Origin of the sequence: Nocardiopsis sp. NPDC006832 (genome assembly GCF_040635885.1) — a bacterium.
Taxonomy (GTDB): Bacteria; Actinomycetota; Actinomycetes; order Streptosporangiales; family Streptosporangiaceae; genus Nocardiopsis.
Genome location: NZ_JBEYLC010000048.1, coordinates 19457 through 42233, shown reverse-complemented (window position 1 = coordinate 42233; position 22777 = coordinate 19457). Strand labels below are relative to the sequence as shown.

Annotated in this window: 23 protein-coding genes; 5 read left to right on the top strand and 18 right to left on the bottom strand. The window is 68.7% G+C overall.

Translation table 11 applies throughout. The features are described from left to right. Positions 1-4: 4 nt before the first annotated feature. From ABZ717_RS21010 to ABZ717_RS20995, 4 genes are read right to left on the bottom strand one after another with little or no spacing between them, the layout of a single operon-like run. Positions 5-1270 carry an FAD-dependent monooxygenase gene (locus ABZ717_RS21010; RefSeq protein WP_358513097.1) on the bottom strand — a complete coding sequence of 422 codons (1266 nt, stop codon included), beginning with the start codon at positions 1268-1270 and terminating at the stop codon, positions 5-7. A 50-nt stretch (positions 1271-1320) separates the two neighbouring features. After that, positions 1321-2331, bottom strand: a complete 1011-nt coding sequence (locus tag ABZ717_RS21005; RefSeq protein WP_358513095.1) for a PTS sugar transporter subunit IIC — start codon at positions 2329-2331, stop codon at positions 1321-1323. A gap of 1 nt (position 2332) precedes the next feature. After that, positions 2333-3094 carry an Asp/Glu racemase gene (locus ABZ717_RS21000; RefSeq protein WP_358513093.1) on the bottom strand — a complete coding sequence of 254 codons (762 nt, stop codon included), beginning with the start codon at positions 3092-3094 and terminating at the stop codon, positions 2333-2335. A gap of 43 nt (positions 3095-3137) precedes the next feature. Then, on the bottom strand, positions 3138-4169 hold the full coding sequence (locus ABZ717_RS20995; protein WP_358513092.1) for a leucyl aminopeptidase: 1032 nt from the start codon (positions 4167-4169) through the stop codon (positions 3138-3140). Between the two features lie 304 nt (positions 4170-4473). Here ABZ717_RS20995 and ABZ717_RS20990 point away from each other — a divergent pair, with 304 nt between their 5' ends. Then, entirely contained in the window at positions 4474-4998 is a 525-nt protein-coding gene (locus ABZ717_RS20990; RefSeq protein ID WP_358513090.1) for a MarR family winged helix-turn-helix transcriptional regulator, read from the top strand. 347 nt (positions 4999-5345) lie between these two features. Here the strand turns inward: ABZ717_RS20990 and ABZ717_RS20985 are convergent, their stop codons facing one another. Continuing rightward, a complete protein-coding gene (locus tag ABZ717_RS20985; protein ID WP_358513088.1) occupies positions 5346-6545 on the bottom strand; it encodes an MFS transporter in 1200 nt (399 codons plus the stop codon). 121 nt (positions 6546-6666) lie between these two features. On the opposite strand from ABZ717_RS20985, the gene ABZ717_RS20980 reads away from it, so the two are divergent. Further along, a complete protein-coding gene (locus ABZ717_RS20980; protein WP_358513086.1) occupies positions 6667-7230 on the top strand; it encodes a helix-turn-helix transcriptional regulator in 564 nt (187 codons plus the stop codon). Positions 7231-7505: 275 nt separating this feature from the next. Here the strand turns inward: ABZ717_RS20980 and ABZ717_RS20975 are convergent, their stop codons facing one another. Beyond that, positions 7506-8294, bottom strand: coding sequence for a helix-turn-helix transcriptional regulator (locus ABZ717_RS20975; protein WP_358513085.1), 789 nt, complete (start codon positions 8292-8294; stop codon positions 7506-7508). A gap of 97 nt (positions 8295-8391) precedes the next feature. Here ABZ717_RS20975 and ABZ717_RS20970 point away from each other — a divergent pair, with 97 nt between their 5' ends. Further along, on the top strand, positions 8392-9195 hold the full coding sequence (locus ABZ717_RS20970) for an SDR family oxidoreductase (protein ID WP_358513083.1): 804 nt from the start codon (positions 8392-8394) through the stop codon (positions 9193-9195). Between the two features lie 72 nt (positions 9196-9267). Here the strand turns inward: ABZ717_RS20970 and ABZ717_RS20965 are convergent, their stop codons facing one another. From ABZ717_RS20965 to ABZ717_RS20935, 7 genes are all read right to left on the bottom strand, one after another. Next, positions 9268-10026, bottom strand: coding sequence for a hypothetical protein (locus ABZ717_RS20965; protein ID WP_358513081.1), 759 nt, complete (start codon positions 10024-10026; stop codon positions 9268-9270). 145 nt (positions 10027-10171) lie between these two features. After that, a complete protein-coding gene (locus tag ABZ717_RS20960) occupies positions 10172-11419 on the bottom strand; it encodes a cytochrome P450 (protein ID WP_358513079.1) in 1248 nt (415 codons plus the stop codon). Beyond that, positions 11419-12651, bottom strand: coding sequence for a cytochrome P450 (locus ABZ717_RS20955; RefSeq protein WP_358513077.1), 1233 nt, complete (start codon positions 12649-12651; stop codon positions 11419-11421). Before ABZ717_RS20955 ends, ABZ717_RS20960 begins: the two co-directional genes overlap by 1 nt. Beyond that, complete coding sequence (locus ABZ717_RS20950) at positions 12648-13274, bottom strand: ATP/GTP-binding protein (RefSeq protein ID WP_358513075.1); 627 nt, start codon at positions 13272-13274, stop codon at positions 12648-12650. The genes ABZ717_RS20955 and ABZ717_RS20950 overlap by 4 nt, the downstream gene beginning before the upstream one ends. Further along, positions 13255-13614: a DUF742 domain-containing protein gene (locus tag ABZ717_RS20945; RefSeq protein WP_358513073.1), complete on the bottom strand. Its 360-nt coding sequence runs from the start codon at positions 13612-13614 to the stop codon at positions 13255-13257. Before ABZ717_RS20945 ends, ABZ717_RS20950 begins: the two co-directional genes overlap by 20 nt. Then, on the bottom strand, positions 13611-14009 hold the full coding sequence (locus tag ABZ717_RS20940) for a roadblock/LC7 domain-containing protein (RefSeq protein WP_358513071.1): 399 nt from the start codon (positions 14007-14009) through the stop codon (positions 13611-13613). The genes ABZ717_RS20945 and ABZ717_RS20940 overlap by 4 nt, the downstream gene beginning before the upstream one ends. Next, on the bottom strand, positions 14009-15406 hold the full coding sequence (locus ABZ717_RS20935; protein WP_358513069.1) for an ATP-binding protein: 1398 nt from the start codon (positions 15404-15406) through the stop codon (positions 14009-14011). Before ABZ717_RS20935 ends, ABZ717_RS20940 begins: the two co-directional genes overlap by 1 nt. A gap of 587 nt (positions 15407-15993) precedes the next feature. Here ABZ717_RS20935 and ABZ717_RS20930 point away from each other — a divergent pair. Beyond that, on the top strand, positions 15994-16377 hold the full coding sequence (locus tag ABZ717_RS20930; protein WP_304075711.1) for an RNA polymerase-binding protein RbpA: 384 nt from the start codon (positions 15994-15996) through the stop codon (positions 16375-16377). An 80-nt stretch (positions 16378-16457) separates the two neighbouring features. On the opposite strand, the gene ABZ717_RS20925 is transcribed toward ABZ717_RS20930, so the two are convergent. From ABZ717_RS20925 to ABZ717_RS20915, 3 genes are all read right to left on the bottom strand, one after another. Then, on the bottom strand, positions 16458-17261 hold the full coding sequence (locus ABZ717_RS20925; protein WP_358513067.1) for an HAD-IIA family hydrolase: 804 nt from the start codon (positions 17259-17261) through the stop codon (positions 16458-16460). Between the two features lie 70 nt (positions 17262-17331). After that, positions 17332-18108, bottom strand: coding sequence for an SCO1664 family protein (locus ABZ717_RS20920; protein ID WP_358513065.1), 777 nt, complete (start codon positions 18106-18108; stop codon positions 17332-17334). A gap of 3 nt (positions 18109-18111) precedes the next feature. Continuing rightward, complete coding sequence (locus ABZ717_RS20915) at positions 18112-18699, bottom strand: DUF3090 domain-containing protein (protein ID WP_358513063.1); 588 nt, start codon at positions 18697-18699, stop codon at positions 18112-18114. 490 nt (positions 18700-19189) lie between these two features. Between ABZ717_RS20915 and ABZ717_RS20910 the strand changes: the two genes are divergently transcribed. Continuing rightward, positions 19190-20437 carry a transposase gene (locus tag ABZ717_RS20910; RefSeq protein WP_358513061.1) on the top strand — a complete coding sequence of 416 codons (1248 nt, stop codon included), beginning with the start codon at positions 19190-19192 and terminating at the stop codon, positions 20435-20437. On the opposite strand, the gene ABZ717_RS20905 is transcribed toward ABZ717_RS20910, so the two are convergent. Together ABZ717_RS20905 and ABZ717_RS20900 are read right to left on the bottom strand one after the other, a co-directional pair. Further along, positions 20408-21436, bottom strand: a complete 1029-nt coding sequence (locus ABZ717_RS20905) for a GNAT family N-acetyltransferase (RefSeq protein ID WP_358513059.1) — start codon at positions 21434-21436, stop codon at positions 20408-20410. The genes ABZ717_RS20910 and ABZ717_RS20905 overlap by 30 nt on opposite strands. Beyond that, positions 21433-22776, bottom strand: coding sequence for an MFS transporter (locus ABZ717_RS20900; protein WP_358513057.1), 1344 nt, complete (start codon positions 22774-22776; stop codon positions 21433-21435). The genes ABZ717_RS20905 and ABZ717_RS20900 overlap by 4 nt, the downstream gene beginning before the upstream one ends. Between the last annotated feature and the right edge of the window lies 1 nt (position 22777).

The following is a 22777-nucleotide window of genomic DNA, read 5'->3' as shown; positions in this document are numbered from 1 at the left end:
CTCCTCAGCGGATGAACTGGTAGGAGAAGGATTCGGAGTCGGAATCGTCGAGCGGTGTCCCACGCCACAACAGTTCGTAGGAGATCGCCGATTCCCCGTGGAAGTCACGGAGCTTGCGGTCGCGTTCCTCCTGCTCGGGACCGTCAGGCAGGTGGTACAGCTCCATGTTGGCCAGCGACGCCTCCTGGACCATGCCGGCCCGGTGCGCGCGGCGGGAGACGTAGCGTGCCAGTGCCTCCGGTGCTTTGTCGACGGTGACCGCGCCCAGCTCCTCGGCCAGGACAGCGGCGTCCTCCATCGCTTGTGAGGCGCCCTGGGCCTGGTAAGGGAGCATCGCGTGGCAGGCGTCACCGAGCAGGGCGATCCTTCCGTTCACCCAGACCGGGTCGGGGCGGCGGTAGTAGAGCGGCCAGGCGCCGGTGCTCTCGGCCTTGGAGAGCATGGTGGCCACCCGGTCGTCCCAGCCGGGGAAGGCGTCGGCCAGTTCCTGGACCGAGGTCGGCACCGAACTGTGCGAGGCGAGTTCGGGCGGGCACGGCACGATCGCCACCACGTTCAGGTACTCGCCCCCGTTGATCACGTAGTGCACCAGGTGGCGCCCGGGCCCGTACCAGATGGTGCTCTGGAACCGGTCGACCAACCAACGGGTGGCGGGGTCGGCGGCGATTTTGTCCCCGGGGATGAGGGCCCGGTAGGCCATCTCACCGGAGAACCGCAGCGTGTCGGGGAAACCGGCCGCGTCACGGACGCGGGACTTCAGACCGTCCGCGCCGATGAGCACATCGGCGGTGTAACGGCGGCCGTCGGCGGTCACCGCCACGGGACGTTCGGGGTCGCTGTCGTCGACGTCGGTGACCGGGCTGTTGATCTCCACCTGTACGGGGGGACCGGCACCCGCCGGGTCGGTGCACGCGTCCAGGATGACGCGGTGCAGGTCGGCCCGGTGGTAGTGCCAGTAGGGAGCGTTGAACTCACGCTTGCACCGGTCGCCCAGCGGGGTCTGACCGATGACGCTGCCGTCCTTCCATCGCCGCCGGACCTGGTCCTGCGGTTCGGTGCGGATCTCCTCGAGCTTCTCGCGCAGGCCTAGGTGGACGAGGATCCGGCTGGCGTTGGGTGCGGACTGGATTCCGGCACCGACCTCGCCCAGTTCGGGGGCCTGTTCCAGGACGGTGACGCGCAGACCGCGGCGGCGCATGGCCAGGGCGGCCGTGAGGCCTCCGAGGCCACCTCCGGCGATGACCACTTCATAGGACTGACGGGACGACATCCTTACTCCAACAGGTGTGAGAGTGCGATTAGCCACAGGGGGTCGATGTTCTAGCTCTGGCGGATCAGCTGGTCGTTCTCACCGATCCAGGACATACGGCGCATGGGCAGGTAGACCAACCAGGCGACCAGAGCCGGTAGGACGAAGTGGAAGGCCGCGATGAGCAGCAACACCTCGGTGCTGAAACCCATCGTCTCGACGGTCATGAGTGGACCGACGAAGCCGGAGGTGCCCATACCGGCGCCGGCAGCGTTTCCCTCCATCGCGAAACCCACCGTCGCGATGGGGGCCAGTACGGCGCCGGCGACCGTCGGTGGGACGAACAGGAGCGGGTTGCGCACGATGTTGGGCACTTGCAGCATCGAGGTGCCCAATCCGAGCGAGACCACCCCGCCCCAACCGTTCTCCCGAAAGCCGGTGACCGCGAGGCCGATCATCTGCGCTGCGCACCCGATCGTCGCCGCCCCTGCCGCGAGTCCGCTCAGGTCCAGCATGACCGCGATGGCCGCGCTGGAGATGGGCAGGGTGAGCGCGATGCCCATGAGGGCGGCCACCACGACGCTCATCAGCACCGGCTGCTGTTCGGTGGCCCACATGATGATCTGGCCGAGTCCGCGCATCCCGCTGTCGATGGCCGGGCCGACCACCCACGACACCCCGAAACCGGTCAGTACGGTGACCGACGGGGTCAGCACGATGTCCAAGCGGGATTGTCCGGAGACCAGCTTTCCGACCTCGGTGGCCAGCACCGCGGCCAGGAAGGCCCCGGCGGGGCCGCCCAGTTCGGCACCGAAGGCCCCGGTGGCCACCGCCGAGAACAGCACCAGCGCCGGTGCATTCAACGAGTAGCCCACGGCCGCGCCGATGGCCGGCCCCAACATCGCCATGGTCATGACCCCGGCCTCGGTCAGCCAACCGATTCCGGCCTGGTCACCAATGGTCTCCAGGATCAGGCCGATGATCAGCGACGAGAACAGGCCCAGCGCCATGTAGGACAGCGCCGTGACGAAGTACGTGTGCAGCGAGGGGTGGACCCCCCGGGAGGCGAGGAACTCTCTCATGTCAGGCCCCGGGGTGGTTGCCGCTCAGCAGACTACCGGCGTCGGGGACCTCGGTCCGCAGGCCGAGCTCGCTGAGCAGCCGGTGGGTGGTCGCGGTCGCCGCCGAGAGCACGGGCAGGTTCACGCGCTTCTCCAGGGCAGGGATCGCCGGCAGCGACGGCATCTGCACACACGCCGAGGTCACCAGCGCATCGGCCCGGCTCAGGTTCAGCCGTTGGCTGTGCTGTTCCAGATCGGCCGGGTCGAGCCCGGCGACCGCGAGGTTGTCGGACACCTCCAGGCTGACCGCGTCGACCACCTCGATCCCGCTGTCCTCGATGTAGTCGGCTACCATCTTGGTCAGCGGCTTCATGTAGGGCGTGATGATGGCGACGCGCTTCGCCCCCAGCGCCGAGATCCCCGACAGCAGGGCACCGGCGCTGGACACGACCGGGGCCGAGGCGCCCTCGGCGTCGAGTACATCGCGGATGGTGTCCTCGGCAGTGCAGTGGTAGCCGGGGCCCTGGGCCATGATGGCGACCAGGCACGCCGACGCCACGGCGTGCGGCCGCGCGTCCGCCAGCTCGGCGGCGGCGCGCTCGCTCTGCTGGTTCATCGACCGCAGCTGCTCGGGCGTCACCTGCTGCATGCGTGTTCGTGCGCTGTGGAAAGTGAAGCGTTCCTCGGGTCGCTCCGTCTCCCGCGCGCGGAGCATGCGCGGAAGTTCGGTCTCCATGGTCAGGTTGGAGCTGGGAACGACCAGGCCGATCCGGTAGTCGGTCACCGGTTCCTCCTCTGTTCAAGGTGCACGGCAGTGCGGGCAGGGGTCAACGGCGTTCGGCGGGACGCATCTCGGGCACGGTGATGTCACCGTCCAACACGATCGGCTCGCCGTCCAGGAAGAGACTGCAATTGCGCATGGGGATGTCGAAGTGGCAGGGAGTGTCGTTGGGCCCGCCCAACTCGTTGTTGGGACCGATGGAGAACATGACGTTGCCGTAGAAGGACCGCAACTCCATGCCCATGCCTCCGGGGAACTGCGTCAGGCCGTGCCATTGGGCGCGCTCGTCCAGCCCCCAGCCGACGTGGGACATCCCGTAGCCGCGGGGATCGTTGAAGGAGGCGATGTAGGACGACAGGAGCTCGGCGTCCAAGCCGCCGCGAATGTCGGTGATGAACCCCTTCTCGATCGTCAGGGTCACCGGCGACTGCACATAGGTGTTGAACGGCAACAAGACGTCGCCCGGCGAGAGAACGATGGTCCCGTCCACCCCGTCGTCGGCTGCTCCGGTGAACACGAACGCGGCCGGCCAGTGGTCCCACCGGCCCGGCTTGTCGGTGTAGCCGTACTCGCTCATGGTGGGGTACACACCCAGCCGGTAGGTCACGTCGGTGCCGCCCGGACTGGTGATGCGCATGGTCTGTGCCTTGGAGAGGATCTCGGCACCGACCTCCACCCGCTCTCGCAGTTCGCGGGTGGGCATCAGGCGGGACAACAGCTCGGGCGGCTCGACCACCGTCAGGATGCGGGTGCCGGCGCCCTGGATCTCGAACTGCTCCTTGCTGAAGAGCAGGAACGTGAGGTCGATGAGCATGTCGGCCTGTTTGAGGGCGTCGACGGCGACCTGGTTGCCGGCCAGGCCGGATTCGCCGACCGCCCACGCGCCCGCGTCACCGCGTGCGCTGGGCAGCCGCATGTGGAACGTGTTCGCGCCGAGTTCCTGGGCGGCGAAGAGGAAGGCGTCGGCGTAGGAGGCGCGTTCGTCCCCTTGGGAGAGCACCGCCAGGGTTTCACCGTCGCGAACACCGCTCAGGGACAACTGGCGTACACACAAGTCATTGAGGTTGTTCTGGTCCATGGCTCCTCCAACCGTGGGTGGTTTGCCGCGGACGGGCGTGGCTCGGGGCCGCGACCGCCCGCAGATCATCCGTACCCGGATAATCCGTATACTGACTATCTACATGTAACCCAGCTCACGTCAAGAGGTTCTGTGAAAAGTCTGGTTCGCGTGATGTGTCTGCAATGTTCGCCTGGAGGGTGTCGTGACGACTGCGGTTCCTCGCGATATAGGGTCGCCCTCGGGCTGACCGGGAAGCGCCGCGTCATCCGGGCCGACGACACGTCCAGCCCGGCGTAGAGGCCACGATTCGAAGGAGAGAACAGTGGGTGATAGCGACCGGATGGAGCACACGCGCCACACGGGGCAACAGAGCGAACCACACCCCGAAGTGCCCCCCGAGCTGCTCACTGCCCCCGGCTACTTGATACGGCGGCTCTACCAGACCTACACGGCGCTGTGGGTGAGCGTCGTCGACTCCACGCTCACCGGCCCGCAGTTCGCCGTGATGCGCGCGATCCAGCGCACACCCGGGGGCGACCAGGGGTCGTTGGCGGTCATGGCCGCGCTCGACCGATCCACCATGGCCGATGTCGCCCGCAGGCTGGACCGCCGCCAGCTCATCGAGCGCCGCACCTGCACGAGCGACACACGGCGCAAGCTTCTCTACCTCACGGCTGAGGGGGAACGGATTCTCGCCGAAACCGCAGTACACGCGGCCCACCTCGACGAACTGTTGTTGGCCGGGTTCTCCTCGGAGGAGCGCGCGCGAGTGGTGAACGACCTGCGCAACCTCTCCGACGCCTGGGAACGCCTGGCACACAAACAGGACCTTTCCCCGGACGAGTGAAGCTCAGGGCTCGGCTCGAAAGTCATCGGTATGCCCAACCGGGTGTTCGTAGCAGATGAGGGCGCGGGGGACGCCGAGCACGGCCGGCAAGGTGGAGGTCTCGCGTCCCCGGCGCGGGTTCGGCCAGGCGGTCTACCGGGGCCGCGAGCGGGCCGCGATCTTCGGCGGGACGGTACAGGCGGCCTCGACCAGGATCTGGCTTCGTGACATGACCCGTCCAAAAGATGTCACGGACGCCTGGTGACCGGAATGCTTTCTCGGTGTCGCCCTCTTCCATCCACCCCAGGTTCGGCCCGTGGGTGACGGAAGGCGATCCCGGCACGAGACAGGGCGTGACTCGCGGTGCGCTACACGGTGTGTGCGTTTGGACCACGCACGGACCAGGTGGCGTGGAGAACGGCCAGACACGACGCGGTCAGCAGCAGTGCGGTACTGCCGATGAGCGCGGCCCGCAACCCCAGGAGAGCGAGCAGTCCGCTGGTGGCGATGATGCCGATCGCGCTCGCCGTGCGCAGGAAGGCGAACATCTCCGCTCGACGGTCGGGCGGTGCGAGTTCGTCCAGGACCAGCGAGTAGAAGGTCCCCAGGAGCGGCAGGAAGAACCCCAGGACCGCCGCGCCCGCCAGGGTCAGGGCGATGTGTTCCCCGATGAGGATCACCCCGGACGCCGCGGTGCTCACCGCGAGGAAGCAGGCGACCTTCCAGCGTTCCGGCATACGGTTGCGGAAACTGACCCATACGCCGCCGATGACCGCGCCGACGCACAGTACGGAGGCGAAGAGGAAGGCCCAGCCCGGTGCGAGTCCGAAGGAGAGCGCGAACGACACGGCGCCGACCTCGACGGCCGCGACCGCACCGCCGCCCGCGGCCGCGCAGAACAGCCAGAGAAACGCCTCAGCCGGGACCCGCTCCTTACCGCCGGCGGCCGAGTCTTGGTTCGGTCCGCGTGCTTGCGGAATCCGGGGCGTCAGAAGGATCGGCCCCACCCCGAGCGCGGTGATGACCGCCATGGCCCATACCGGGGAGATCGCGCCGAGCAGGGACGCGAGCACGGGCGACAACGCGAAGTTGATCTCGTTCAGCGTCGCGGCCACGCCCAACGCCCGGGGCAGCCGGTCCGGGGTGACCAGGTGGTTGAGGAGGGTGCGCTGGTATCCGTAGGCCGCTCCGTTGACGGCGCCCGCGGCGACGACCGCGATCATGAGGAACGCGAACGGGGCGCCCACGGCCGCCAGCACGGTGACCGCGGCGAGAGCGATGGTGCGCACGGCGATGAGGGCCCGTAGATAGTGCACGCCGTTGAAGCGCCTGCCCAGGCGTGACACGGGAACGGCGCCGAGAATCTGTGCCGTGGTCATGGCGAAGACCATCGCGGCGCCCGACTCGACCGAACCCGTCAGGGGTAGGGCCAGCAGACCGAAGGCGATGGGTGCGGCGGCCTGGGGTATTCCGAGGGTGCCGTAGGCGGCCTGCCATCGTAGGATGCTGAGCTTGGGCTGCGACGCGCCTGTTTCCGGCGACGGCGGAATCGCTTGGGTCCGGGTCATTCGCGCCTCTCACCTTGACGTATGCGTATGGCAGGCCGGTCGGTACGGTGACCGAACGAGGGCATGGTGAGCATTATAGTGCCCACCTTGGGTGCGTCCTGAGGTACTGACTGAGGGGTTCATGAGCGAGCGGATTCGACCAGAGGTCGTCGTCCTCCTGGGCAACCGCATCCGTGCGGTGCGGCGAGGCAAGGACCTGAGCGTGGTGAGGCTCGCCGAACTCAGCGGTGTGAGCCGACGGATGCTCACGCAGATCGAATTAGGTCAGGCGAACCCGAGTCTGGCGACGATCGACCGGATCGCGTCCGCGCTGGGCACGACGTTCCCGGCACTGGTCGGTGTGCTCGGGGAGGGTTCCCCCGAGGGGGTCCAGGTGTGGTCGACCCCGACCGGGAGTTGGGCGTGCCTGCTACAGGCGGTCGAGTCGAGCCAGGTGTTCGTCGAGCTGTGGAAGTGGCACCTGGTCGAGGGCGATCGCTATCACGCCTCTCCCGCCATGAACGCGCCCGAGTCGATGGCGCACGTTCTCCACGGCCGGCTTCGGGTCCGATCGGGGTCATCGGACCTGAACGTCACCGAAGGAGGATCGGCACGGATCGAGAACACCGCCGACTACACGTTCGAAGCGGATACCGACGTCGCCGTCTTCCTGTGGGTGGTGACGATACCCCGCACGCCGAACTAGGTGTTCCCCATGGGCGCGTGGCACTTCCATCGCCCTTCGGCGCGCCCGAGAGCACGTCGCGCGGGCCCTTTGATCCCCGGCGGAGTCCACCGGAAGCTGAAGAATGTCCAGGCGCTCCTCGTGTGTTCTGCGCCGGGTTCACTGGACACGGACCCACCGACGACCGATCGTTGTTCGCCACCTTCACGCAGGCCATCGGTGTGGCCGCGTCGGTGAGTTTCGCCCAAGGCACGGTCCTGTTCGCCGGCATGGGTTCCACAGGCGAGTGGGAAACGCTAAGTTCCACGGCGCTCCTCCTCGGCTCCCTGCTCCTGGTAGATCAGGAGCTGGTACCCGGGCACGCTGGCGACGTTGAAGGCGTGGAACTCGATGCCCAGTGGACCCCGGGCGGGGTGGCGCAACACCTTCGTCTCATGGGTCTTGGGCCGCACGTCGTGGCGCGCCCACAGACCGGGGAACTCCGGGCTCTCGGCCTCCAATCGGTCGAGCAGCTCCCGGAGCCGGGCGGGAGCCACGGAGAAGTCGGCGCTGGCGCGCAGGTTGGCCACGGTCGCCTCGGCGGAGGCCTGCCACTCGACGAAGAACCGGCGACCCTCGGGGTCCAGCAGGACCATCTCCAGCAGGTTCGCGGTCTCCTCGAAACCGGCGAACAGCTCCTGTGCCCGGGTGTTCATCGCCAGGACGTCGAGCACCGGATCCAGCACGATCGCGCCCGAGTGACTCCACGAATCCATCAGGTTCAGCAACTCCGCCGGCACCGGCTGGATCGTCGCCTCTTCACCGAGTCGGTGTGCCGCACCGGCCAGGGCGTACAGGTGCCGGTTCTCTGCCTCGGTCAGCCGCAGTGCCCGGCAGAGGCCGGCGAGGACCACCTCCGAGGGGCGGGTCTCCTTGCCCTGCTCCAAACGGCGGTAGTAGTCGACGCTCACTTCGGCGATCGTGGCGACCTCGTCGCGGCGCAGGCCGGGAACACGGCGCTCGCCCGTCGCGGGCATTCCGACGGCCTCCGGTGTCACCTTGGCGCGGCGGGTCATGAGGAACCGGCCCAGCTCAGTGCGTGGCATGCCCTGAGCCTACTGACGAGCACGGCGCGAGCCCCGGCTAGCGGGGGGCCGTACCACTACCCCCCGGCTCGGCGGAACCGACCGCATGCTTGTCGACATGAACACAACGCAGAGCATCCGGCCCTCCGCCCAGGTCGTCTCCGGAACCCGGCTCGCCGGGCGTGTCGCCGTGGTGACCGGTGCCTCCAGCGGCATCGGTGAAGCGACCGCCGTCCGCTTCGCGGAACTCGGCGCGAAGGTGGCGCTGGTGGCCCGCCGCGGCGACCGGCTCGACCAGGTCGAGGACCGCATCCGTGCCGGTGGCGGAACCGCCCTGGCCTTGCCGACCGATGTCACCGACCGCGCCGCCGTCCTCGCGACGGCCGACCGGGTCGCCGACGAGCTCGGCTCGGTCGACCTCGTCTTCGCGAACGCCGGTGTACAGCTCATCTCCGGCATCACCGACCTGGCCACAGCGGACTGGGACGCCCAGATCGACCTCAACATCAAGGGCGTCATGAACACCATCCAGGCCTTCGTGCCGTCCCTGGAGGCGGCCGCGAACGCCGACCGCAGCGCCGATCTCATCACGACCTCGTCGATCGCCGCCGTCCGGATCCTGGAGGGATTCCAGGTCTACTCGGCGACCAAGGCCTACGTCACCCAACTCACCAGGCTGCTGCGCACCGAGTTGGGCCGCAAGAAGATCCGCGTGGCGACGATCGAGCCGGGCATGGTCGACACCGAACTGCCGGACCACGTCACCGATCCGGCGGCGAGCAGGCTCATGGCCGACCTGATCACCCGGATCGACGTCCTCTCGTCAGAAGACGTCGCGGAGACGGTCGCCTTCATGAGCGCGGTCCCCAAACACGTCAACCTGACCGAGATCACGATGCTTCCGACCGAGCAGATCATCTAGCACGGAGGAAACGAGGCCGGGGTGGCGGATCCAGGATCGGGGCGGGGTAACGGCCGCGATGGCCCTGGCTCCTCAGTCGACGGGGAAGTCCAGGTGGACCTGGGACGAGCACTCGGCGAGACAGCCGCCGATGGTGAGTTTGCCACCGACGGGGGCGGCCGGGAAGTACAGGACCGCCTGGGTGGCGGTACCGGCCCTCAGGGAGTACTCGCCCACGGTCTCCGCCACCCGGCTTCGAGTGCCGTCGGGTGCCGTGTAGGTGGCGCCGGGCAGGTCCAGGTCGACGTCGTCGACGGTGGTGAACTCGGCGGAGACCACCAGGGTGTCGTCGGTGATGGTCTGGTAGGCGGTGAGCAGGACGACGTCGACCCCGGCGGAGCTCGCCGCGACCCCGTGACCGCTGACCATGCGCTCTCCCGGGTCCTGACCGTCGATCCGGAATCCGGTCAGGAGGTCGTCCTCCCCGACGGTGAAGTCGGTGAAGTCCGCGCAGTCGTCGGCCCCGGGGAGGCACATCCGGAAACCGTCGGGGACGGGTTCCAGGGACGCGTTGTCCAGGAGTTCGCCCGCCTCGGCCTTGGCGGCCGTCACCTGCGCGTAGTGGCGCAGGTAGGTATGGGCGGTGGAGTCCTCCTCGGCGAGGGTGAGTCCCTCGCGCATGCCCTCGGGGTCGCTGAATCGGACCAGCGCCGTCATGTACTCGGCGGCCTCTTCGGCGTCGACGCCCCGGCCGGCCTCGACTCGGGGGGCCGGGGCCGTTCCCTGCGCGAGACCGCAGCCGGTGAGGAACAGCAGGGCCGTGGCCACCACCGCCGTCGTCCTTCGTGACATCTCCGCGCACCCCCTCGGACCATCGATCCTAGGGTGAAATGCAGCTTCCTGTCTGTTTTCTATACTTCTTGAATGTTTTGTGACTGCGTCCTGAAACGCCCGTGGCGTGGACCGTCGAGGGGACGATCCACGCCCTTTCGATCGCTCAGGGACGCAGCAGGACGGGAAGTTCCTTGAGGCTGTTCACCAGAATGGAGGGGTGGTTCTCCAGCTCGGAGTCGTCGACGGCGAGCTTCAGGTCCGGGAAGCGCTCGAACAGCAGCGGGAGGGCGATCTGGCCCTCCATTCGCGCCAGGTGCGATCCCGGGCACACGTGCGGGCCGTAGCCGAAGGAGATGTGACGGCCCTTGTTCCGGGTCAGGTCGAAGGTGTCGGGGTGCGGCTCCTCGCCGTGCTCGGCGCGGTCGCGGCTGATGGCCCCGTAGGAGGTCATCAGCGCCTCGCCCTTCTTGATGGTGGTCCCGCCGATCTCGATGTCCTCGGTGGCGAAGCGAAAGACGAAGTTGGAGGTGGGCGGGTCGAAGCGCAGGGTCTCCTCCACCACCGCGTCCCAGCCGACCTGGCCCTTCTTGACCAGGTCGAACTGCTCGGGGTGGGCCAGCAGGGCGCGGACGGCGTTGCACAGCAGGTTGACGGTGGTCTCGTGACCGGCGGCGACCACGACCTGCAGGGTGCCGCGCACCTCCAGGTCGGTGAGGGAGTCGCCGTTCTCGCCCGCGTTGAGCAGCTCGGTGGTGAGGTCCTCCGCCGGGTTGGCGCGCTTGTGGGCGATCATGTCGTCGTAGTAGCGCTCCAGGGTCTTGTACGTGTGCATGAACTCCTCCGGCGTGGTGACCGCGCTGAAGAACTGCACGTACATGTCGCGGAGCCAGTCGTGCTCGGCGGCGTCCACGCCGTAGAGCTCACCGATCACGTTCATCGGCAGCTTGAAGGCGAACTCGCCCTTGAGGTCCAGGCGTCCTCCGTCGGCCTTGGCCTCCATGGCGTCCAGTAGCTCGGTGGTGATCTCCTCCACGCGCGGGCGCAGACGCTCGATGCTGCGCGCGGAGAACGCCTTGGCGGTGAGCAGACGCAGCCGCTTGTGCTCGGCGCCGTCGGTGCCGAGGAGGTTGGTGGGCGCGGGCGGGATGGTGCTGAGCAGCGGCCAGGCCTCGGGGATGCGGCCCTGCTGGAAGTCCTCCCAGTGCGCGATGTCCTTGACCAGGCGCGAGTCGTTGAGGGCGGCGCGACCGGCCTCGTGGTGGGTCACGGCCCAGGCGGACACGCCGCCGGGCAGGTCCACACGGGTGATGGGACCCGCGGCGTACAGGGCCTCGCGTTCGGCGCGCAGGTTCTTGACGTAGGGGTCGAGGGTGACTGTTCCAGAGGATCCATGCTGTACGGGGCAGGACATCAGAGTGCTCCTCGTGGGGGCGCGGGGGTGAAGGTGACCGGAAGGGACAAGACGCCGCGTACCCAAGGGGACGGGCGCCACCGGAGCTCTTGAGCGGGGACGGCGAGTTCCAGGTCGGGGAGTCGGTCCATGAGGACCTCGATGCCGGTGATCGCGATGACCTCGGCGATCTCCTGGGCGGGATAGGGGCAGCGGTGCGCGCCGTGTGAGAACGACAGGTGGGCGTGGTTGCCGCGATCGCCGGCCGCGGTGGGCGCCGAGCGCACGTCGGGGTCGTGGTTGGCCGCGGCCAGTCCCAGGAGGAGCATGTCGCCGCCGCGGATCGACGTTCCACCGAGTTGCACGTCGTGTACTGCGTAGCGGGCGGCGTAGATCTGCGTGGGGGTGTCCTCCCACAGGACCTCGTTGAGGGCTTCGCGGGCGCTGCTGCGCGCCCCGACGATCGAGGCCGCGAACCGGTCGTCGGTGAGCATCAGGCGCAGGGCGTTGCCCAACCACTCGGTGGTGGGCTGGTTGCCGCCGCCCAGGACGACGATGAGGTCGAGGATGATCTCCTCGACCGTGTACGCGGCGGGGTGGGCGAGCATCCGGGAGACCAGGTCGGGCCCGGGCTCGGCGCGTCGCCGGGTCACGATGTCGGCCATGAGACCGATCAGGGACTCTCGTGCCTTCATCGTGTCCGGACCGCCGTCGATCATCGTGGTCATGATCTCGGCGAGGTGGTCGCCACCGGCGTCGTCGAGACCGTAGATCCACCCCAGGGCCTGGGCGGGCAGCCGGGCCGTGTAGGCGGTGCGCAGGTCCACGCCGTCGGAGGCGCAGAATCCGTCGATGAGCCGGTCGGCCATGCGGGTGACGTTGGTGCGCAACTCGTGCGCGTCCACCGCCGCCAGGGCGTCGTTGACCGCCTCTGACCGACGCCTGTGTTCGGCGCCCTCGGCGTACAGGATGGTGGGGCTGCGCATGACCAGGGGGTTCAGCGGCCAGTCGGGCGGGATCAGGTCCCAGGAGTTCCACCGTTCGGAACTGCGTTGGAACACGTCGGTCTCGGTGAGGACCTGGTGGAGTTCCCGGTAGCCCACGACCAGCCACGCGGGGACGTCGCCCTCCATGGTCACCGGGACCACCGGGCCGTATTCGGCGCGCATGGCCCGGTACAGGCCTGCCGGGTCGGTCTCGAACTCGGGGCCGTGCAAGGGGACACGGCCTTCGACGATCGGGCAGCCGCTCATCGTCGGCCCTCCTTCACCAGGGTGCGGACGTGTTCGACCAGGGCGATGAGGACCCGCTTGGCCGAGTCGCGATCGCGGGCGTCGCAGCGCAGCAGGGGCACGGCCGGGTCCAGGTCCAGGGCGGCGCGCACGTCCTCCAGGGGGTGGTCGGCCTCGCCGAAGTCGTTGTGCGCCACCACGAACGGGGTGCCCTGGGCCTCCAGACGGTCGATGGCGTAGAAGCAGTCCTCCAGGCGGCGTGTGTCCACCAGGACCACCGCGCCCAGGGCCCCGGAGAACAGGCGGTCCCACAGGAACCAGAATCGTTGCTGGCCGGGGGCGCCGAACAGGTACAGGACCGAGGTGGCGTCCATGGTGATGCGCCCGAAGTCGAAGGCGACCGTGGTGGTGCCCTTGGCCTCGACCCCGTTGAGGTCGTCCACCGAGGCGCCCGCGCTGGTCATGGTCTCTTCGGTGGTCAGGGGCCTGATCTCGCTGACCGAACGCACCATGGTGGTCTTGCCGACCCCGAAGCCGCCGACCACGGCGAGTTTCAGGGCCTGGGCGGCACCGGCGGGAAGTCGGGTGCCCGGGACGCCGAGGGTTCCGTCGGCGGGTGCGGGTTCAGAGGTCGTGGAGTGCAACGAGCACCTTCTCCAACACGTCCGGGGAGGTGAGCGGGTGCGCCGGTGAGGGCGCGGGGGTCGGATGGCGCGCGGTCACCCGACCGGTGTCGATGAGGTCGGTGAGCAGGATGCGCACGACCGTCAGGGGCAGACCCAGGTACGCGGCGACCTCGACCACCGACAGGGGGCTCGTGCACAGGCGCAGGATGTGTGCGTGCTCGGACTGCATCCCGGGGGCGGGTTCGCTCTCGGCCACGATGAGGGTCACCGCGTCCAAGGTGTCGTCGACGCCGCCGCTGCGCCCGGAGGTGATGACGTAGAGCCGGTCCGGGCCTTCCTGACGCGGCGAGGGGCTCACGCGGTCCCGGCCCGGGCGGGGCTGGACAGGTATTCGCCCAACTGCTCGACCAATTCGCTCATGTTGTGGCCGACCAGCCCGGGGTCGGCCTCCTCCGAGGTGATGACGGCCAGGTGGGCGCCCTGCCCCGCCTCCACGATGAACAGCAGACCGCCGTAGAACTCGGCCATGGCCTGGCGCACTCCGCCCCCACCGTTGCCGAACTCCTTGGAGGCGCCGTGGGCGAGGCTCTGGAGCCCGGCGGCGATCGCGGCGAGGTGGTCGGCGCTGTCCGTGCTCAGACCGGAACTGTGGCACAACTTGAGTCCGTCGCGGGAGAGCACGAGGGAGTGGCGGGTGCCGGGGGTGCGTTCGAGGAGGCCTTCGAGCAGCCAGGTGAGCTTGTCGAGATCCATCAGGTGTCCTTGGATGAGTCGGCCGGGCCGCGTACGGCGGAGCGGAACGCGCCGAACCCCTTCGGCGAGGTGGAGGGGCCGGTGTCCGCGGGGGTGTCGCTGTCGGCGGGGGCGGCGGTCCGGGTGCGTTCGACGGCGGCGAGGGTCCGGCCGCGTCGACGCTGGGGCAATCCGTTCGAGAGCCGGGGCTCGGGCTCGTCGGTGGGGGTCGGTTCGTCGGAACCCGTCGATGTGGCGGGCACGTCGGACGGGGGCGTTTCGGTGGCCGCCCGGACCCGGGTGTTCGGCGCCGGGTCCGTCGTCGCCGGCAGCGGTTTGATGAGGCGCTGCGGCAACAGCAGGACCACCCCGGTGCCGCCGCGGGAGGAGGAACGGTAGGCGACCGACAACCCATAGCGTTGGGCGATCCTGCCGACGACCGCCAACCCCAGGCGGGTTCCGGAGATCGTGGTGATGTCCGAGGCACTCTCGACCATCCGCCGGGCGCGGCGCAGGGCCTCGTCGCCCATGACCAGACCACCGTCCTCGACCATGATGGCCACCCCCGCCTGGACCTCCTCCACATGGACGTGGACCTCGGCGGTGGGCGGGGAGAACTTGGCGGCGTTGTCGAGCAGTTCGGCCAGGGCGTGGATGACCCCTTCGGCGGCGAACCCGGCCACGGCCAGTCTGGAGACGCTGTGGGTGCGCACCCGTCGGTAGGCGCCGATGCGACCCATGGCGCCGCGCAGGATGCTCTCCATCGGGATGGAACGGCTCCAGCGGCGGCCGGAACGGGCGCCGGTCAGAACGGCGATGCCGTCGGCCATGCGACCGGCCTGCGCGGTGGTGTGGTCCAGGTGCATGAGGTCACCGAGGATCTCGTCCCCGCCTCCGACGTCACCGTGCCGTTCCTGCATCGCGCGCAGGTCGGCGAGCATGGTGGTGGTCAGCGCCTGGACCCGGCCGGCCGCCGTGGCGCAGGCGGCCATCGCGGCGGAGCGGCGGCGTTCGGCGGCGGAGATCTCGGTGGCGGCCAGTCGCAGCGCCTCAGAGGTGCCCGGGTCCTCCGGGAGGGTGACGCGGTGCAGGGCGGTCTCGGCGGAGTCGCCCTGGCGTAGGTGTTCGACCACGCGCGGCAGGGTCCGCGAACCGAGTGCGGCGGTCTCGGCCCGTACCCGTTCCACCTCGGCGCGCAGTGTCTCGACGCGGCGGTCCCGTGCGGCCAGGAGCAGCGCGAGGGCGACCCCGAGCACGAGGGTGAGCGCGCCGGCGGTGAGGACGGACGTCCGGGCCTCGGGGTGGGCGGCCCACAGGGCCCAACCCCATACCGGAAGCGAGGGGGCCAGGAGCAGGAGCCACCGCGGTGCGGTGGAACGCGACGTTGATACGCCGTCGTGGGGGATATCAGCGGTCATACGGCTCCGTCGTCACTCTTTGTGCATGTCGCGGGACACGTCCGAAGTAGCCCGCGATCCACGTGCGAAGATGCGCGAAAAAGGCCGGAGAAACAACAGCAATCCGGCCTTTCAGACACACAGCGAGCAAACCTACCACTCAGCCGGACCGACGCCTATGCCACGGGAATGCACAATGAATTACCCAAAACCGGATCCGCGACCCTCTTGACCACAGAGGAAGCCTGCGCAACACCGGCCCCGCCAATGCCCGGGGCGGGCGCACCACGACCATTGTGCGAAACCCGCTCACACCCGACTTGAACTGCGCCTCCTCGCCGAAAGTGCCGTTCGTCGATAACGAACGCGCGGATGATCCGACTTCGGGCGGGGCCCGGCACCCGCGTCGCTGCGCGGAGCCGCCGACAATCACCCCTAGAGTGGTGCAGATCACAACCAGCGGGAGGGTCGGCCAAGCCGGCCCCCCGGCACACGCGGGCTTCCCGCACCCACCGAAGAGGTTCGACCCGTGACAGTCGGGGAATCTTGACGTGGACCAACGCGTTACACCCCGCGAGACCGCACGAGCGCCTGGAGGCACCCACACGATGGCCGAGCGAGCACTTCGCGGCACCCGGCTCGGGGCGACGAGCTACGAGAACGACCGCAACACCGACCTGGCTCCCCGGCAGGAAGTCACCTACGACTGCACCCGGGGCCACCGCTTCTCGGTCACCTTCGCGACCGAGGCGGAGATCCCCGGCGAATGGGAATGCCGCTTCTGCGGCGACCGCGCCCTACGCCGAGACGGCAATGGCGAGGAGCCCAAGAACACCAAGCCGGTGCGTACGCACTGGGACATGCTGCTCGAACGCCGCAGCATGGAGGACCTCGAAGAGGTTCTCGCCGAACGCCTGGAACTGCTCCGCGCCCGCCGCCGCGAAGAAGCGGCCAAGGTGGAGGAGATCGCCAAGCAGCGACAGAGCGCCTGACACGACGCCACGGGGGCGGTGGACCGATGGTCCACCGCCCCCGTCGTGTTCGTCTCCACCCCTGCTCGTCTACTGCTCGTCTATCCCTGGTCACCGAAGGGGTCGCCGGTCCTGCCCACCAGGTCCTTGACCGACCCGATCACCCGGGTGGGCCGGTACGGGAACTCGTCGGCGGTGTCCCGACCGGAGATGCCCGACAGCACCAGCACCGTCTGCAAACCGGCTTCGAGACCACTGAGCACGTCGGTGTCCATCCGGTCCCCGACCATGAGGGTGTTCTCCGAGTGCGCACCGATCCGACGCAACGCCGAACGCATCATCAGCGGGTTGGGCTTGCCCACGAAGTAGGGCCGGCGTCCGGTGGCCTTCTCGATGAGCGCCGCGACCGCGCCGGTGGCGGGCAGCGGTCCCTCGGCGCTGGGTCCGGTCTCGTCGGGGTTGGTGGCGATGAACCGGGCGCCGTTGCGCACCAGACGGATCGCCCGTGTGATGGCCTCGAAGCTGTAGGTGCGGGTCTCCCCCAGCACCACGTAGTCGGGGTCGCGTTCGGTCATCACGTAGCCGACGTTGTGCAGCGCGGTGGTCAGACCGGACTCACCCACGACGTAGGCCGAACCACCGGGCCGCTGCGTCTGCAGGAACTGGGCGGTGGCGAGCGCCGAGGTCCAGATCGACTCCTCCGGGATGTCCAGCCCCGAGTTGAGCAGTCGGGCCCGCAGGTCGCGCGGGGTGTAGATGGAGTTGTTCGTCAACACCATGAACGGGGTCCCCTGCTCCCGCAGCTCGGCTATGAGCGTGTCGGCCCCGGGGATCAGGTGCTCCTCGCGTACCAGCACGCCGTCCATGTCGAAAAGGTAGTTCCACTCGTTGCTCACAGGCACCATTGTGCCGGTGTCCGTCGGTGGAACACCATTCCTACTCCCCGGTAACGAGCTTTGAACGACTTGATGCTGCTCACACGGGTGGCCAGGGGACGGAAGGCCAGTCGGGAGCGGGGTAGGGGTGGATGCGGTGGTGGACGAGCAGATCCACCCGGGCGCGGACCGCGTAGACCTCCGGGCCGGTCAGGTGTCGGTCCAGTTCCTTCGAGAGCGGGTCCTCGGCGTCGCGCAACCGGGTACTCAGCCGGGTCAGGGCCCCCAGGGCCTCCTCGGTGAGGGGCTGTCCCTGCCACTGCCACAGGACGGTGCGCAGTTTGTAGTCCTCGGCGAAGGACACCCCGTGGTCGCAGCCGTACAGGTGTCCGCCCGGACCGGGCAGCAGGTGGCCGATCTTGCGGTCGGAGTTGTTGATCACCGTGTCCAGCACGGCCATCCGGCGCAGGCCCCGATGTTCGGTGCGTCTGGACAGTTCGACCAGGTCGACGGTGGTGTCACCGTGCACCCACAACTGGACCATGCCCTCACCGTAGGGGCCGTCGCGGTGCACGGTCGGCGGCACCACGGACCAGCCCAGCGCCTCGGAGACCGCGTAGGCGGACACCTCTCGACCGGCCAGGGTGCCGTCGGGGAAGTCCCACAGGGGCCGCTCCCCCGCCACCGGCTTGTACACGCAGGCCGCCGAGCGGTCACCGTCGGAGATCGTGCAGTACAGGGTGGCGTTGGAGGCCGTGGTCAGGCGGCCCCGCACGGTCAGGTCGCCCTTACGGAGGAGGTCGACGCCTTCGGCGGGGTCGATCCCGTCGAAGTCGGCGGGCGAGGGTCCGCCCTCGGTGGTGTCGTCGGCGTGCACGGCTCAGACGAGCCGGTCCGGGCGATAGCCGTTCTGGCGAGCGCAGATGTGACCGGCCGGGTCCAACGGACGACCGCACAGGGGGCAGTCGGGGCGCCCGGCGGAGACCACCTTCAGGGCGCGGCCCGCGAACGAGCGCGCCTCACCGGGGGTGAGGTAGACGCGCAGGACGTCACGGTGGGCCGGGGCCTCCTCGGCGAAGACCTCCAGCTCCTCCTCATCGTCATCGTCCTCGACCAGTTCCTCGGGTCCGGACTCGTCGAGCTCCTGGGCCTCGATGATCACGCGGGCCGCCTCGGCGTCCCAGGCCAGGGCCAGGGTGCCGACGCGGAAGTCCTGTTCGATGGGCTGTTCCAGGGGGCCTTCGTCCTCGGGGGCGGTCTCGTCACCGGGCGGGGCACCGAAACGGCGGTGCACCTCCTCCAACAGTTCCTCGATGCGGGCCGCCAGGGCCTCCACCTGAGCCTTCTCCAACACGACGCTGGTTATACGACCCTCACCCACCGCTTGGAGGAAGAAGGTGCGCTCCCCAGGCTGTCCCACGGTCCCCGCGATGAACCGTTCCGGTGGGTTGAACTGAAAGACGGGCATGGTGACAACCTTACGGGATATCGGTGACACGGGACGATTCGCCCGACCCCGATCAGGTGATCTGAGTTTTCCGGGCGGCGCAGACCCCGGGCTTCAGCCCTGGGGATAGCCGCTCTTCCGCGAACGGGAACATTGAACAGCCCTTTTCCATACGATGAGTTACGCGCCCGTCACTCCGCGCTCGATCTGCGGCATCACCTTCCAACGAGCCCTCCACGTGCTCTGGCACCCCACGCACCGATACCGCGTCCTGAGGGCTGAATCGAGGAACGGCTGAGGAAGATCGTGCGCGAGGAATTTCGGGCACCTGCAAGTCCCGCCTGCCGATGCTGTGCACGAACCGCTACTTCGTGGCCACCATCGAAGGCGCCCCGCTGGAAGCGATCAAGCAGTACGTGCACAACCAGAAGAGCCGCTGAGAGGGAGGGGGTGTTCCACAGTGTTGTCGGGGCGTCGTTTCCGGCTTGCTCTGACCGGTGCACAGGAGGCGATGTGCACCGAGTTCGGTGACATCTGCCGGGCGGTGTGGAACACCGCCCTGGACCAGCGCCGCCAGTACGTGGACCGCTACACCCGGGGCCGACAAGGGCCGTTCTGTGGGTACCACCTTCAGGCCGGGCAGTTGGCCGAGGCCAAGGCCGAAGAGACCTGGCTCAAGGCCGCCCCCTCGCATGTGCTCCAGCAGACGTTGCAGGACCTGGACCGGGCATGCCACCAGAAGGGCACCTTCAACGTGCGGTGGCGGGCCAAGTACCGGTGGCGGCCTTCGTTCCGCTTCCCCGCCGGGAACCTCATCGTGGTGGAGAAGCTGAACCGCAAGTGGTCGCGGGCCAAGTTGCCCAAACTGGGCTGGGTGCGGCTGCGCTCCTCCCGCCCCCTCGGCGGCACGATCCGCTCGGCGACCGTATCTCGCAAGGGCGGGCACTGGTTCATATCGTTCCTCGTCGAAGACGGGCTGTTCACCCCCGAGCACCATCCGGGCACCCCGGTGGGGGTGGACCGGGGTGTGGCTGTGGCGGCCACGTTGTCCACCGGCGCGTTCCATGACCGCCCCTTCGCCACCCCCGGCGAGAAGTCCCGGTACCTGCGCCTTCAGCGCAAACTCGCCCGACAGAAGAAGGGGTCGGCCAACCGGGCCAAGATGGTGAAGGCCATGGGGCGCATCACCACCCGTGCGGTGGACCGGCGCACCGACTTCTGCGGCCGGCTCACCCGCACACTGACGATCCGGCACAACGTGGTGGTGTTGGAGGGGTTGCGCACCACCGACATGACCACCTCCGCCAAAGGAACGCTGGAAGCGCCTGGAAAAAAGGTGCGTCAAAAGTCCGGACTGAACCGGGCCATCCTGGACAAGGGGTGGCACCGGCTCGAACTCGCGCTGCGCAACGCCGCCCGCAAGACCGGCACGAGGGTCGTGCTGGTCGACCCCGCTTACACATCGCAGACGTGTCATCGGTGCAAGGTGGTGGACGCCCACTCGCGCAAGAGCCAAGCCGAGTTCGCGTGCATCTCCTGCGCACACACCGATCACGCCGATGTGAACGCGGCCAAGAACATCCTTTACGCCGCAGGGCATGCGGTGTCAGTCGGGCCCCCGCTGCGCGATCATGGCGAAGCCTGCGCAGTAGGGGCGGGAGATTTCGGGGTTACCCGGTCTGTGAAGCAGGAACCAGCGCCCTCGCGAGGGCAGGCGCACCGACCGGCGTTATCGCTGGTGGGAATCCCCCGCCTTTAGGCGTGGGGAGGAAGTCAAGACCCGCTGGACCTCCAACATCCGTTCCACCGTGCGGAACCCGAAGAGGTCGTTGACCGCGAGCATCGGGGTGTTGTCGGGATCCACCCAGGTGCGGACCCACTTCGCCTCGGGAACGTCCCTGGACAGCGCTTCGAGGTTGCGCCGTTTGAGCGCCACCCCCAACCTGTTCCCCCGGTGGGCTCGCATCACCAACGTGTCGTCCTGGTAGACCTCGCCCTCGCCTTCCGCCGGGACCATCATCAGGCTGTACCCGGACCACTCCCCCGAACCGGTCCGCGCGACGGAGACGATGGTGGTGTACCCCTGGTCGACGCGGCGCAGGTCCTCCTTCCGGATCCGGTCGGCGTCCCACACCTGCGGTTCGGTGTCGAGCCCGCCCGTGGGCACCTCACGCTCCATCGCGGTGCGCATCCGCGCGTAGTCGGCCAACAGTTCCTCCGGGCACGGGCCCGTCCAGGTGAGCGTTCGGTGCTCACCGGTCATCTCGGGCAGGGCCGCCAGCCGTCGCTCCGGGACCGGAAGGTCCAGCACCTGGTAGTCCTCCTCGTGCACGACGTCGAAGCCATGGGAGCGGGCGAAAGCGGCGCCCGGCCAAGCGTCCGGGGCGTACCCGCCGGGGACGTAGACCTCACCGGTCGCGGTGCCGCGCCCCTCCTCCTCCATGACCTTCGTGGCCAGTTCGAGCAGTCGCCCGCCCAGGCCCCTGCCCCGGTATTCCGGGACCACCGAGACGTCCACCTCCGCCAGGTGTCGGTTCTCCAGGTCCGGGAGGTCGATGAGCAGGGTGCCCACGGCGCGGTCGTCCTCAACGGCGGCGTAGAGCCGGTGGTGACGGTCCTCGCGCGGGGCGACCATCCCCTTGAGGTCGGAGAGACCCATGACCGCGGCCTCCACGCGGCCGGCCGTCGCCCCCTCGACCAGGGCGGTGTGCCAGGCGCGCAGGGCGGACTCGTCCGTGGTGTCGATCGGGTTGATCATCGCGGTGTGCTCATTCCTTCGTGATCGGTCGGTTCAGGTGGTTCGGAGGCCTTCACGGCTCCCGTCGCGACGGGTTCACCGAATTCGCGCAACCTCGCCGAGGTCATGGCCAATAGCACCGCGACCAGCCCCAGCAGGCCCGCGAAGACCAGGAAGAGCGCGGTGGCACCGGTCTTGTCACCGCCCAAGAGCGTCACCCCGATGCCCGGGCCGGTGTCGGTGAACAGCGGTGTCAGTACGTAGTCCACGACCGGGCCGACGATGAGCAGGCCCAAGGGCAGGGACGATTGGGCGAGGAGACGACGGGCCCCGAAGACGCGGCCCTGTTGCCGCTCCGGCACGTGGGACTGCCAGATGGCCTGGTAGGCGGAGTTGACCGCGGGAAGCACCGCGCCGGCGACCAGGGAGGAGGCGATCCACAGCCACGGGGTCCACGACAGTCCCAGCAGCAGGGGCCCGGCGACCGAACCGACCGCCATGCCGCCCAGCACGAGGGTCATCCGTCGGAACCGGTCGCCCACCGCGCTGACGACCAGGGCCCCCAGCACACCGCCCGCGCCTCCGGCAGCCAGGACCACTCCCAGGAGAGCCTGGTCGTCCCCGCTGCGCATCATGATCAACGGGGTGGTCAGGGCGTAGGAGATCGCCCCGGAGAAGTTGAGCACGAAGAACAGCAGGAGAAGGAGCACCAGGGGCCGGCTGCGGAAGATGTAGGCGAACCCGAACAGCAGGTCCGCGCGGAACACCGCCCACGAACGCCGCCGCTCCCCCTCGGCCACGGCCGGTCGAGGGGTGCGGACCACCAACAGGACCAGCGCGGCGAAGACGAAGGTCACCAGGTCCAGTAACAGGACCACCGACAGGTCGGTCAGCGCCAGCAGGACGCCCCCCAGGGCCGGGGCGAGGATCTCCGCGCCGGGCGAGGCCAGGCTGATCATCCCGTTGGCGCGAACCAGCCGTTCCTCCACCACCAGCAGTGGGACCAACGCCATGTAGGCCACCAGGTGCAGGGACTCCATCACCCCTTCGAACACGGCGATGACGTACAGGTGCCAGATCTCCAGGTTCCCCGTGAGATAGAGCGTCAGAACGGTGGACGTGGTGATGGCGAGGGCGCCGTCACCCACCAGGACGGCCACCCGTGACCCGATGCGGTCCACGAGTGCGCCGGCGATCGGCGCCATGGCCAGGCCGGGTGCCAGGGAGAGCAGGGTGAGCATCGCGAACAGGGTCGCCGAACCGGACTCCGCCCACACCCACAGGGTGATGGCGAACCAGGCCGTACCCGATCCGATCGCCGACATGAGTTGGGTCGACCACACCAGAGAGAAACGTCGCATA

What these genes read in the sequence shown, in the direction of transcription:
- ABZ717_RS21010 (WP_358513097.1), bottom strand. Translation starts at nt 1,270, where the DNA reads ATGTCGTCCCGTCAGTCCTATGAAGTGGTCATCGCCGGAGGTGGCCTC.
- ABZ717_RS20985 (WP_358513088.1), bottom strand. Translation starts at nt 6,545, where the DNA reads ATGACCCGGACCCAAGCGATTCCGCCGTCGCCGGAAACAGGCGCGTCG.
- ABZ717_RS20980 (WP_358513086.1), top strand. Translation starts at nt 6,667, where the DNA reads ATGAGCGAGCGGATTCGACCAGAGGTCGTCGTCCTCCTGGGCAACCGC.
- ABZ717_RS21005 (WP_358513095.1), bottom strand. Translation starts at nt 2,331, where the DNA reads ATGAGAGAGTTCCTCGCCTCCCGGGGGGTCCACCCCTCGCTGCACACG.
- ABZ717_RS20995 (WP_358513092.1), bottom strand. Translation starts at nt 4,169, where the DNA reads ATGGACCAGAACAACCTCAATGACTTGTGTGTACGCCAGTTGTCCCTG.
- ABZ717_RS20955 (WP_358513077.1), bottom strand. Translation starts at nt 12,651, where the DNA reads ATGAGCGGCTGCCCGATCGTCGAAGGCCGTGTCCCCTTGCACGGCCCC.
- ABZ717_RS20970 (WP_358513083.1), top strand. Translation starts at nt 8,392, where the DNA reads ATGAACACAACGCAGAGCATCCGGCCCTCCGCCCAGGTCGTCTCCGGA.
- ABZ717_RS20925 (WP_358513067.1), bottom strand. Translation starts at nt 17,261, where the DNA reads ATGGTGCCTGTGAGCAACGAGTGGAACTACCTTTTCGACATGGACGGC.
- ABZ717_RS20900 (WP_358513057.1), bottom strand. Translation starts at nt 22,776, where the DNA reads ATGCGACGTTTCTCTCTGGTGTGGTCGACCCAACTCATGTCGGCGATC.
- ABZ717_RS20940 (WP_358513071.1), bottom strand. Translation starts at nt 14,009, where the DNA reads ATGGATCTCGACAAGCTCACCTGGCTGCTCGAAGGCCTCCTCGAACGC.
- ABZ717_RS20960 (WP_358513079.1), bottom strand. Translation starts at nt 11,419, where the DNA reads ATGTCCTGCCCCGTACAGCATGGATCCTCTGGAACAGTCACCCTCGAC.
- ABZ717_RS20930 (WP_304075711.1), top strand. Translation starts at nt 15,994, where the DNA reads ATGGCCGAGCGAGCACTTCGCGGCACCCGGCTCGGGGCGACGAGCTAC.
- ABZ717_RS20935 (WP_358513069.1), bottom strand. Translation starts at nt 15,406, where the DNA reads ATGACCGCTGATATCCCCCACGACGGCGTATCAACGTCGCGTTCCACC.
- ABZ717_RS20915 (WP_358513063.1), bottom strand. Translation starts at nt 18,699, where the DNA reads ATGCCCGTCTTTCAGTTCAACCCACCGGAACGGTTCATCGCGGGGACC.
- ABZ717_RS20910 (WP_358513061.1), top strand. Translation starts at nt 19,190, where the DNA reads ATGTGCACCGAGTTCGGTGACATCTGCCGGGCGGTGTGGAACACCGCC.
- ABZ717_RS20975 (WP_358513085.1), bottom strand. Translation starts at nt 8,294, where the DNA reads ATGCCACGCACTGAGCTGGGCCGGTTCCTCATGACCCGCCGCGCCAAG.
- ABZ717_RS20965 (WP_358513081.1), bottom strand. Translation starts at nt 10,026, where the DNA reads ATGTCACGAAGGACGACGGCGGTGGTGGCCACGGCCCTGCTGTTCCTC.
- ABZ717_RS20905 (WP_358513059.1), bottom strand. Translation starts at nt 21,436, where the DNA reads ATGATCAACCCGATCGACACCACGGACGAGTCCGCCCTGCGCGCCTGG.